The organism is Siphonobacter sp. SORGH_AS_1065, from assembly GCF_030818595.1.
GTDB lineage: Bacteria > Bacteroidota > Bacteroidia > Cytophagales > Spirosomataceae > Siphonobacter.
This window is the reverse complement of the sequence record NZ_JAUTAM010000010.1, coordinates 78,428-88,932: the sequence shown is the minus strand read 5'-3', so window position 1 is coordinate 88,932 and position 10,505 is coordinate 78,428. Positions and strand designations below refer to the sequence as shown.

Here is a 10,505-nt window from a genome sequence, read left to right as displayed (position 1 = left end):
TCCGTCTGTTGTTTAATCAAAGCAGTAAAATCATTAATAGCAACTTGTTTTAAATCATCCAATATTTGTTTTTTTTCAATGATTTGCTTTTTATCCAATGAATAATAATCAGAATGTTTTATGGTATTATATTCGCCAATAGAACTGCTAAGTACAGTATTGTCATTGTTATAATCTTGATCTTTAATACTTTTCTTGCGTTTATAATCATCATTACTTTGAGTAGTATTGTTTGCTACAATGGGATTAGAGATTGATTTAGTCTGGTTAATGTATTCTTTAAAAAAAGCTACATTTAAAATTAAAAAAAATAAGATAGCTATGCTTGCGGTATAAATATGTTTTTTAGATACTGTAAAGGAATATTTATTATACTTAATGAATATTCCCTTTTTACGTGGGGAACTAAAAAGTTCTTTTTCTATATCCTTCCATAAGTCTTCTGGTGGATTTTCTGAATATCCATCGAGCTTATCGCGTAGTTTATTTAACCATTTTTCATTCATATTGCACTTCTTTTATGATTCTTCAATTTACGAACTAACAGACTTTTTGCTCTGTGAAATTGTGAAGCTGAAGAGTTCTCAGCAATGTCTAGCAAATTAGCAATTTCTTTATGGCTTTTTTCTTCAAAAACGTATAGATTGAAAACAGTTCTATATCCAATAGGTAAAGTCGCTATAAGTTCAAGTAGATCTGATTCATCTATTTGCTCTAAATCAGGCTCTTCATCAGTAACTGTATCAGCTAAAGTTCCTAATTCAGTGGTAAAGTCCAATTTAGCGTATTTTTTTATATGTTTTAATGACTCGTTAATGACTATTCTAGACATCCAAGCTCGTAAAGAACCTATTCCTCTATATTCAAATTCTGTAATAGAATGAAACATTTTTATAAAACTATTTTGTAATATATCTTTAGCATCCTCTTTTTCTCTAACGTAGCGAGAGCATACCGTGAATAAATTAGCAGCATAAAGATTATACAGCTCTTTCCAACTAGCTTGATTTTTCAATAGTAAACGATCTACTAGTTCTCGTTCTTTATGTTCCTCCTTTATCATCGATTTTACAATAAATATATGTTACTCGAACCGTTAGACGGATATGCATTAAAGCAATTTTAAAATTAGATGATGGATATTTTAAATTCTCTCATGGTCATTATCCATAGCTAGTACTTTATATGGACATAAGTTACTAAAGTAAATAAATGTAATTCTACTTGATTACGCCTATAATATCTTATCAATGAAATATTTTTCACAAAAAAATAAAATGATGTGATAACCCTTTATCAGTACTATAATAAATTTAGTAATAATTTGTTATTACATCAGGTAATTAATAATAAATGAAATAACAAATTATTGCCAAATTTTATCTTTATACAAATACTCATACTTTACTATTTAATTAAGGATTATCATGATGCTTGATCAAATAGTAAAGTATGAGTATTTATTATTTGATCTGATGTATGGTCATCTTTCCAAGAATTTTTTCTGTCTTGTCAACAACTAATAGTAACACTGGTATACTTGTACTGGTTTGTTTTACTTTACTTACCTTTTTTCTATAGCTTACTTGAACATCACCATTACTTAATTTCATTACCGATTCAGGAATTAGTTCAGTATCATACGCCGTTTCTTTCCCTACTAAAGCTAAAATAGATTGTTTGCTAAAATTAATCTTCGTTGGTGTCTCATGCATAGTAGTTGCTGAGCCAAAAAGATTATCAAATTCAGTTTGATTATCAATTTTCTTATATTCACTATGATTTACATTGTTTTTTGCAAAATAATGTTTCGCTACGCGGTAAGGAATTGGAATATTAGCTTTGACATCACTAAGCATTAGTAATGTTGCTTTAAAAGGTCTGTTACTTACAGTTCTTCCCACTGATGCATACACTTCTAAACTTAAACAAGACATAACTACTGCCATTATTACAATAGATTGACCTAATACTTTTTTCGGTTTCATGGTTTTATTAATTAAATGCTTACGAGTGCAATGAACTTGATTATTACAAGGGTACTAACTTACGATCTTGCAATGCCTAAACTGTCTTATTTTTTAATCAGATTAGTATAGGTAAACTTTATAGAAGCACTACTCATAACCTGACCGTCTACAGTTATTTGAGAAGTTTCCATATCAAAATTTAAATTTTTGGTTTTTGTATTGTAAATGGGTAAGTCCTTTGTTTTATAACTTACAACCACTTTTTTAGTCTTTCCATCCTCTTGGATATCGAAAGTTATGGTTTTAGGAGAATTAATAAATTCAATGTTCTTGTTCTCATCAAGAATACTGGTATACCCAATCTCAAGATTTTGCTTACCTATTTTATTTACAGCATCCTGAGCCTTATTCGTATCTTTAATAACCGAAGCAATGATTTCAAACATTGGAATATCTTTGAGGATCATAGTAGTATCATTGATAGTTATGGATGTTGCTTGAGGCGATTTACCTTGTACACTTACACTTCCCGAATATTCTCCTACTACAACTTTAGTATCACCAGGATTGATGTAAAAGCCATCATCCTTTTTACAAGAAGTAAAGAATAATCCGACAAGCGTTAATAAGGTAAATAAGGTTTTGTACAATGGCAACGTTTTCATGTTTCTCTTTTAATTAAGTAAGATGTATATAATTTGTTTGTTTGATTGTAAATACTTTCATGAACGATATCTTGCATAAAAAAAAATATTTTTTTCAAATAAATAATTAATTAACTGATAGTCAGTATATTATGATTTAATTTATCCAGGATCCTTTGTGTAGAATTTTTAATATTTGGCCCATCAGCTCACTCATTTTACACGTTACAATAGATTATTTTTAAATAGTTAACCTAGGTTTAACTATTGGATAGCTATGCTTTAAAGAAGATTTGTTAGTCGATCTTAAGAATATACTATTTGTATGTATAGATATTATATCTTTACTTATTATTTGAGCCTGGATGCTTGTCTTAACTACAGTTTGTTTGTATTTTTAATATATAATCTATTTTCCTATTAATGAATTAGCTTACGTATAGTTTCTTCGAACATCAATTCATAATATTTTGCAAGACTTTTTATTTAATGATTAGATCTTTTATTGAGAGAGGCATGACTCTAACTAAAAGCACTAGGTAAGTATACATTGGCCCAAGTCTACTTGTAATAGCATTTCAATGTACTAAAGGGAATAAAGTGCTTGTTTTAAATGGATCTCGAAGGTATTTTATGGAATATTAATAGTTTGCGGGATGCAGTAGAGGGACAAATGTGTTGAATTAATATCCATGTAATCGTTTTAAAAGCAATGCTTGTCAGCATCGTGGTCAAAGTATTATTATCAAATGATATGTCTGCTGCGATTGTGGGATCAAGCTCACAATCCACATGTAGAAACCGTATTAGTAAACTAGTACTCAATGGCAGCGGAGTTTGCGATACCGCTTGCGTGCTGAAATTAGCCATTTAGAAAGTGCCATGTCATTCTAGTCAATCCTGTTTTTAAGAATCGAAACATCATTCTGAAAGTCGATGTAAGCCAGATCTTCGTAGGCAGAAAAAACAATCGTGGTGGTTATGGTGGCGGAGGATCATTTCAGTGGTCAAATCGTTGCTTTCGTTTTTTGGATAACCCACTTCGTATCCCTTCCCTCAAATGCAAGGAATCAGGTTAAAATCAGTGAACTTCGGATTCTTGGTAGCGTAGCCGCCCTAGCTTACAATGACTACCTTGATCAAGAGACCAGTTCTTTTTGCTTATCAACGTATTTGAGCCGCTACCGTATCATACTAAAAATAGTTGACAATCTTGGGGCAAATTAAACAGGTAAATTCGCTTCAGAGTATTGACTATCTTGTTGTTTCAAAGATTCATAAGTTTCTTATTTTTAGGTAGTTAACTTTTATTCGATGAGCTTGAACAGTACCAGGCTGCCGGTGCGGTTAGATATCCATAGCTACGATGTAACCGGAGGTGATTGTAATTTTTAATAGATTTTTGGACTACTTTTTGAGCCATTTCTTTGATTGTTAGGTAAACTAACCTTTACAGGGCAACGTCTGACCCCTTTTATTCACCCTTTGGTCTGGCACAGTTATGAGATAAAAATCTATTCAATCATTTAATTTTAGATTGTTCAACTGATTTTGTACAAAGTCACTTCTACGCAGGCATGTTTACTTCCAATCGGGAATACTTACTCACGATTGGGGTTTTCAACTCAATTAACCTATGGAATCAACTATTACATAAAAATCACCTAACTTTGTACTGTAATAAAAAATATTACAGTTATGAATAACGTAAGGTTTGCTACAGCGTTACATATACTTACCCTGCTTCAACTTAATAAGGAGCAATTACTTTCGTCTGAATTTATCGCGAATAGTATCAATATTAACCCGGCTGTGGTTCGAAAAGAGATCCGCAATCTTCGGGCGTATGGCTTTGTAGAGAGTAAAGAAGGTAAAGGGGGAGGGTATTGCTTAGGCAAACCTGCTTCGAAAATTCCCTTATCTGAGGTGTATCGGTCAATAAACATATCCTCTGTGCTCGGACGATCCAACACGCCTAATCCTGATTGCCCCATTGGTAAACAAATCAATACTCATCTGACCGATTTGTTTGCCTCGGCCGATGCTGCTTTTTTGAAACAGATCGGAAAAATTACAGTCGAAGATTTCAGTAAAAAGTTCAGTTAATTTTTTTACCCAATACTGTAATAATTATTATTACAGTAAACACAATTAAAAATATGATGATGAAAGTTGCATCAATTGCTGCCTGAATGATTAGAAAACAAGCAAGAGTTGGATTGGACCTTTTTGAGTCCAGCCATTGAAATGTATCAAGGTACTTGCGGCGAAAGAAAAGGATACTCTCGGATTAGGTACTCCGGTCTATAATGCTAAAGGTGGAAGTATTTTTAGATAGAAGACCTAGCCGTCGATGAGATCGAAAATCTCCAGTATATGGGCTGCCGTTTCACTGTAGCCTATTACAGTGTTAAATCACATGTGAAGTCGTTCACCACGACATGCACTTAAACAAAAGTCTGAAAAATGAAAATCATTTATGTCATGGACCCAATCTGTGGTTGGTGCTATGGAAATATCGACAATACCGTACGTTTATTTGAAGATTTCAAAGAGCAGGTAGAATTTGAAGTACTGCCAGGTGGCATGTGGTCGGGAGCAAATACTCGCATCCAGTCTACGGCCATGATGAATTACTTTTTAAAGCATGATGCCTCCATTACTCATCATACTGGCGTATTATTTGGATCCGCTTACCTGGACTTCATAAAGAATCGCCATGACGTGGTATTAGATAGTGAAATACCCTCAAAAGCCATTGTGACGGTAAGCATGATTGCTCCGAATCAAATCATGCCCTTTGTGGTAGAAGTGCTAAAAGCAAGATTTCTTCATGGCAAAGACTATAATCTGGACTCAACCTACACAGAGATACTTGCAAAGCTTCAAATCAACGAAAACCAATTTTTAAATTTCTTCAAAACAAACGAATTCAAGCAAATGACGCAGGACGTATTTAAAAAGGCAGCTAGTTATGCCCGTTCTTATCCGACGATGTTGGCTGAAAAGGACGACCAACTGTACCTACTTGAACAGGGGTACCTTCCTTATGAAGAACTAAAAGCCCGGGTAGTAAGCCTTTTAAAGTAAGAGTAGAAATAAACAGCCCTTAACCTTGGAAAGAAGGGCTGTTTGTATTCTTTATATTCGTCTAGAGCGATACCTGATAAGCTAATTTTTTTCGCCATCCTGAATCAGCATAAAACCGATATACACCAGTAATTCAGCTTACAGTTTCCAACATGAAAGGATACATGATCATGACATATGCAAACTTACTCCCCCTGCTGTGAAGCGTCTATCAAGTACTCAGAATGTTCAAGTGTGATAGAATTTTCATGCCAAGACTTACAAGGTCTATCAGTACTGCTTTTGCTAAAAAACGAATGGAGCTAAGTAGGGATCAGTAATTAGTACCATAAAATCGCGAATCTATACTTTATAACCCTAAGGAATCTCGCTTACTTTTGGACTGCTAATACCTACGTGAGAATTAATAAGGGAGTATCCCTTCATCTTCACTAGTATGGGGAACAGGATACCGAAACGAAGTTACTGAGTCTGTTTCTCCTATGAAAAAGCTTCGAGCGTAACAACTAACTCAAGCGATGATTAGACATTTGTACGATGAAACCATAAATTATGTAGGGGAAACGGGCTTGATGACGCTGTTTTATAATCCCGATCTATCAACCTGTGTGCAGGTGCTACGTGGTTGCTACACAGCTGGAATCCGCATCTTTGAGTTTGCTAATCGGGGTGAGAATGCCTATACACTTTTCGTGGCTTTACGTAGCTATATAGACATGCATTTGCCCGATCTATCATTGGGGGCAGACACGATCTATGATTCAGCCACGGCAGAAAAATTTATTCACGCAGGAGCAGATTTTATTGTAGGTCCCATTTTAAATCCATCCGTAGGCTGTAGTATGTAAGAAGGCGTGCCTACCCTGGATTCCGGGCGTGGGTACATTCACAGAAATTTATCAGGCTCAGCAGGCCGGAGCGGAAATCGTAAAGCTATTTCCAGCCGAATCAGGTCAGTATAGAAAGCTGATTTGAGGCTGGAGCCGTGGGTATCAGTGTAAGTACGGCATATATGGGGAGATCTTAGTGATCTTCATCAACTGTAAATAACGATCAAGCAACGTCTGGGTTGTATTAAAGCCTATCAAACCGGGCAAGCCCGACTAATCAATCAGGAAGAAACTGCTTTATGAAACATTCATCTACTGCTGCCAGGATTCCGATGATTAACATTCATTCCCTGACCGAATACCGGCCAGAGGATTTTTTGATCCAGAGGTTCGATGAATACCTCCAAGAACATAAGAATTTACGACTCCTGCATCGTCATGATTTTTACCATCTTATTCTTTTTACGAAAGGAGCGGGTAGCCATGCCATTGACTTTGAAAGTTTTATGGTTCAGCCTTTCCAGATTTACTTTATGATTCCAGGCCAGGTTCATTCCTGGGATTTTACGAGTGAGGTAGATGGCTACGTGGTGAATTTTTCCAGTACCTTTTTTCAATCCTTTCTCTTACGACCCGATTACCTGGAAACGTTTTCATTTTTTAGCGGCATAGCCCAGGAAAGCGTCATTAATTTGCCCGAAGCTATTCATGAATCTTTGGTTAGCCGATTTGAGCAACTCCTTTCACAACATAATCATACATCCTTGCCACGTGTAGATCGATTGAAAACACTACTTTTAGACATCTTCTTCTCTATTGAATCGTATACGGCGGCTAAGTCTACGCTTTCTGTAACTAATTATAACTACATCATTTTAAAAAACTATCAAAAGCTCATTGACAAAAACTTCCTGACCATGCGTCTTCCCATGGAATACGCTAAGTTACTTTTTGTAACCCCTAATCATTTAAATGCTCTTTGCAAGGAACACTTAGGAATGCAGGCAGGAGAGTTGATTCGCAATCGAATTCTATTAGAAGCTAAACGCCTCCTCATCAACTTCGGAATGAATATTTCGGAGATTTCTCATGCTTTAAATTTCAGTGATAATTCTTACTTCACGAAGTTCTTTAAAAAATACACGAAAATCACTCCAGAGGAATTTCGGAAACGGAATTCTTAGTGATATTAAGCTCCATATACACCTATGAAAAGAAGTCAATTACAAGGCATGCTCCTGGCTAAGTGCCCCCATTGTCGGCATGGTAACATGTTTAAGTATCCCTTTTGGAAATTAAAAAAGTTTGATCAGATGTATACCTTTTGTCCCCACTGTGGACAGCGGTATGAAAGCGAACCGGGCTTTTTTATTGGAGCTACTTATGTGAGCTACGCCCTTTCAGTCGGAATTGTACTGGCTACAGCCATTGTGCTTTATAACTTCTTTGGTGACCCTTCTGCTTTTGCTTACATTGGCGTTTCCATCGGTTTAATGTTAGCATTAATGCCTTTTAATTTTAGAATTTCCAGAGTCATTTATATCTATCTATTTTCTGGAATTGAATACGAAGAAAAACCTCGTATTATTCCCAGAGAGAAGGAAGTTTAAGCCATTCCTATCTAAAAGATAAAAGACACTCCATTTAGATGGAATGCCTTTTATCTTTTTATCCTTTAAAAGAATACGTTTAAAAAATATAGTTCCACAGCGGAGAAGAAACCCCATAGTTAAGTGTATCGTTTTTATAATGGTGAATGGCGTGAGATCCACAACCCTTTAAATACATTTCTGGGAGGTTTATAGGCATGCACAATAAAGTGTACAAACAAGTAACCAGCATAGCATGCTAGGAAGCCCGGAAAAAAAGCATAAGCGGCTTCCCTTAATAAGATAAAGCTTTTTCAAATAAACTTTTCATAGCCTATATAGACCGTTGGTGTTTCAATAAAAGAGACCCTATGATATTTCCTTTCGTTGGAAAGGTATGTATTACACTAAAAATAGTTGACAGTTTTGGTATCAAATTAAATAGGTAAACTCGCTTTAAAATATTAACTAATTTCTTGTTTATAGGATTTACGAACCCGCCATTTTTTAGGTAGCTCACCTTTCATTCGATGAGCTGGATTAGGACCGGGTCGCCGGTGCGGTAGGATATCCACAGCTACGGTGTGGGCGGAAGTGATTGTAACTTTCAATGGCTTTTTGAACCGCTTTCTGGGCCATTTCGAAGTTAAAAAAAGTCCGATTAAGCAGCCTATCTTCCTTTACTCTACGATTGACTCGCTCAGCTACTGCATTCTCGTAGGGGTCTCCTTGCTGAGTCATGCTGATGGTAATATTTGCTTATTTTAGTAAGTCAGTATACTGATAACTACAGTAGAGTTTTTACTACTTGATATTGAACGAATTAATTATTTTTATTTGCAATAAAAAACATGAGCATTTACACTAATTTATTAAGTGATAAGCAATATAGGGCTTCCACGGGATTAAATAAAGATGAATTTGATCAACTTTATGTTGCTTTTAAAGTATTTATATATTCCTCGCAAAGAAAATCCATATATAAAGAAGGAAAAGGACCCTTTTGGCCGACAAACGAGAGGCTCTTTTTTTATTTTACATTACCTGAAAGCATATCCAACGCTTGTGAATAGGGGCCTTTATTTTGGGTGTTCTGAAAAAACAGCTAGTAATTTAATTGATTTACTTAAACCAGTATTACAGACAAGTTACCAGAAATTAGGTATTAATATTCCTCGACATTTTAAGAATGATAAATCTTTTACAGAGACTTTTTCTTCAGTTTCTGATGTGATTATTGATGTGATAGAAATTGAGACATCGAGACCGCAAAATAATGATAGTCAGAAGAATAACTATAGTGGTAAAAAAAAGGCATAGCCGTAAATGGATACTTATTTCGGATGTATATAAAAATATTCTGTTTGTAGGAGAAATTCATCTTGGTAAAGTTCATGATTTTACAATATTTATACAAGAACTTGCCTCGTATGATTTTTTGAAAATTAATGTATGGCTTGATCTAGGTTTTATTGGAATAAATAAACATATTTTAGCTAAACAAATGATCATTCCAATTAAAGGAACTAAAAATAAACCTTTAACACAAGAGCAGAAAGATATTAATAAACATATTTCGTCTAAACGTGTGAAAATCGAGAATGCTATTAGTGGAATAAAACGATATTTTATTCTTGTTCACCGATCAAGAATGAAAATTCAAGCTAAGTTAGATGAGGCTATGAATATCTGTTCAAATCTCTGGAATTTATTGATTAAATTTCGTAAACTACTGGCAATCAACCAGTAAAAACCATAATATTGATCGAGTGATTGGTTACACGCCAAGACAGATGGAAAACGCTTTATTAGCCTCAAGACACCGAGATGAACTAGCAATCTATCTAATTAACACTTATGACAATCCAACCGAAGGATACGTTTGGGAACTACTTTCACAATTTCCTTAATGCCTATGAAAACAATTTCAACACTGGTCTTATTGCTAACAATGTATTGGGCTACAGGATGTAAACCTTCAGTAGACTATGGATACGAAGACCATTATGTTTTTGCAAACCAGACGGGTCATTCCTTTACCTTTTCAAACTACACAATTCACGATTGGAATGAAGCAACCAGCAGATTAAATCCGGGTCAGGATACGACCCTTATAGAAGTATTTGCAAATACAAGCAAAAGATCTAAGGACTTTATTCTCCACAGCCCCTTACCTATGGCGTCTGATTCGGTAGTTATTCAGTTTGATGATGGGAAAAAACTAGTCTATAAAAGAGATTATACTACGGGTAATGGCTTTGAGGATAGAAGTGTATATAACATCGAAAACTATAAAAGCACGATAGCGGGGGGGATTTATACCTGGCACTATACTTTTGGGCCACAGGATTATCAATTAGCCAAATAGTGAAAAAACAAAGG

The 10,505-nt window shown here is 35.0% G+C and carries 13 protein-coding genes and 1 pseudogene; 8 read left to right on the top strand and 6 right to left on the bottom strand.

The window, feature by feature from the left end:
• The 4 genes from QE390_RS24725 to QE390_RS24710 all read right to left on the bottom strand — a co-directional run.
• Positions 1 to 506: hypothetical protein (locus tag QE390_RS24725; RefSeq protein WP_307144383.1), on the bottom strand; the 506-nt coding region annotated here is incomplete at its 3' end.
• On the bottom strand, positions 503 to 1,063 hold the full coding sequence (locus tag QE390_RS24720) for an RNA polymerase sigma factor (protein WP_307144382.1): 561 nt from the start codon (positions 1,061 to 1,063) through the stop codon (positions 503 to 505). The genes QE390_RS24720 and QE390_RS24725, both read right to left, overlap by 4 nt.
• Before the next feature lie 400 nt (positions 1,064 to 1,463).
• Positions 1,464 to 1,988 carry a hypothetical protein gene (locus tag QE390_RS24715; protein WP_307144381.1) on the bottom strand — a complete coding sequence of 175 codons (525 nt, stop codon included), beginning with the start codon at positions 1,986 to 1,988 and terminating at the stop codon, positions 1,464 to 1,466.
• Positions 1,989 to 2,074: 86 nt separating this feature from the next.
• A complete protein-coding gene (locus QE390_RS24710) occupies positions 2,075 to 2,635 on the bottom strand; it encodes a DUF4840 domain-containing protein (RefSeq protein ID WP_307144380.1) in 561 nt (186 codons plus the stop codon).
• A 1,677-nt stretch (positions 2,636 to 4,312) separates the two neighbouring features.
• Here QE390_RS24710 and QE390_RS24705 point away from each other — a divergent pair.
• The 5 genes from QE390_RS24705 (at position 4,313) to QE390_RS24685 (ending at position 8,144) form a co-directional block, all read left to right on the top strand.
• The gene (locus QE390_RS24705; protein WP_307144379.1) at positions 4,313 to 4,720 is read left to right on the top strand and encodes an Rrf2 family transcriptional regulator; all 408 of its coding nucleotides are present in this window, start codon (positions 4,313 to 4,315) and stop codon (positions 4,718 to 4,720) included.
• Positions 4,721 to 5,080: 360 nt separating this feature from the next.
• Complete coding sequence (locus tag QE390_RS24700; RefSeq protein ID WP_307144378.1) at positions 5,081 to 5,704, top strand: DsbA family protein; 624 nt, start codon at positions 5,081 to 5,083, stop codon at positions 5,702 to 5,704.
• Between the two features lie 518 nt (positions 5,705 to 6,222).
• Positions 6,223 to 6,552, top strand: coding sequence for a hypothetical protein (locus tag QE390_RS24695; RefSeq protein ID WP_307144377.1), 330 nt, complete (start codon positions 6,223 to 6,225; stop codon positions 6,550 to 6,552).
• Between the two features lie 281 nt (positions 6,553 to 6,833).
• Complete coding sequence (locus QE390_RS24690; protein ID WP_307144376.1) at positions 6,834 to 7,718, top strand: helix-turn-helix transcriptional regulator; 885 nt, start codon at positions 6,834 to 6,836, stop codon at positions 7,716 to 7,718.
• 24 nt (positions 7,719 to 7,742) lie between these two features.
• On the top strand, positions 7,743 to 8,144 hold the full coding sequence (locus QE390_RS24685) for a DUF983 domain-containing protein (protein ID WP_307144375.1): 402 nt from the start codon (positions 7,743 to 7,745) through the stop codon (positions 8,142 to 8,144).
• A 79-nt stretch (positions 8,145 to 8,223) separates the two neighbouring features.
• Here QE390_RS24685 and QE390_RS24680 read toward each other — a convergent pair.
• Positions 8,224 to 8,416, bottom strand: a pseudogene (locus QE390_RS24680) (sterol desaturase family protein); the annotation flags it as partial.
• A 247-nt stretch (positions 8,417 to 8,663) separates the two neighbouring features.
• Positions 8,664 to 8,870, bottom strand: a complete 207-nt coding sequence (locus QE390_RS24830; protein WP_373424583.1) for an integrase core domain-containing protein — start codon at positions 8,868 to 8,870, stop codon at positions 8,664 to 8,666.
• 168 nt (positions 8,871 to 9,038) lie between these two features.
• On the opposite strand from QE390_RS24830, the gene QE390_RS24675 reads away from it, so the two are divergent.
• The 3 genes from QE390_RS24675 to QE390_RS24665 all read left to right on the top strand — a co-directional run bounded on the left by QE390_RS24675 (position 9,039) and on the right by QE390_RS24665 (position 10,491).
• On the top strand, positions 9,039 to 9,443 hold the full coding sequence (locus QE390_RS24675) for a hypothetical protein (protein ID WP_307144374.1): 405 nt from the start codon (positions 9,039 to 9,041) through the stop codon (positions 9,441 to 9,443).
• A complete protein-coding gene (locus QE390_RS24670; protein ID WP_307144373.1) occupies positions 9,400 to 9,873 on the top strand; it encodes a transposase family protein in 474 nt (157 codons plus the stop codon). The genes QE390_RS24675 and QE390_RS24670 overlap by 44 nt, the downstream gene beginning before the upstream one ends.
• A 165-nt stretch (positions 9,874 to 10,038) precedes the next feature.
• Positions 10,039 to 10,491, top strand: a complete 453-nt coding sequence (locus QE390_RS24665) for a hypothetical protein (RefSeq protein WP_307144372.1) — start codon at positions 10,039 to 10,041, stop codon at positions 10,489 to 10,491.
• The last annotated feature ends 14 nt before the right edge of the window (positions 10,492 to 10,505 follow it).

Bases quoted from the DNA above. Each gene is read 5' to 3' on its own strand.
- QE390_RS24720 (WP_307144382.1), bottom strand. From the start codon at position 1,063: ATGATAAAGGAGGAACATAAAGAACGAGAACTAGTAGATCGTTTACTA.
- QE390_RS24715 (WP_307144381.1), bottom strand. From the start codon at position 1,988: ATGAAACCGAAAAAAGTATTAGGTCAATCTATTGTAATAATGGCAGTA.
- QE390_RS24710 (WP_307144380.1), bottom strand. From the start codon at position 2,635: ATGAAAACGTTGCCATTGTACAAAACCTTATTTACCTTATTAACGCTT.
- QE390_RS24705 (WP_307144379.1), top strand. From the start codon at position 4,313: ATGAATAACGTAAGGTTTGCTACAGCGTTACATATACTTACCCTGCTT.
- QE390_RS24700 (WP_307144378.1), top strand. From the start codon at position 5,081: ATGAAAATCATTTATGTCATGGACCCAATCTGTGGTTGGTGCTATGGA.
- QE390_RS24695 (WP_307144377.1), top strand. From the start codon at position 6,223: ATGATTAGACATTTGTACGATGAAACCATAAATTATGTAGGGGAAACG.
- QE390_RS24690 (WP_307144376.1), top strand. From the start codon at position 6,834: ATGAAACATTCATCTACTGCTGCCAGGATTCCGATGATTAACATTCAT.
- QE390_RS24685 (WP_307144375.1), top strand. From the start codon at position 7,743: ATGAAAAGAAGTCAATTACAAGGCATGCTCCTGGCTAAGTGCCCCCAT.
- QE390_RS24675 (WP_307144374.1), top strand. From the start codon at position 9,039: ATGAATTTGATCAACTTTATGTTGCTTTTAAAGTATTTATATATTCCT.
- QE390_RS24670 (WP_307144373.1), top strand. From the start codon at position 9,400: ATGATAGTCAGAAGAATAACTATAGTGGTAAAAAAAAGGCATAGCCGT.
- QE390_RS24665 (WP_307144372.1), top strand. From the start codon at position 10,039: ATGAAAACAATTTCAACACTGGTCTTATTGCTAACAATGTATTGGGCT.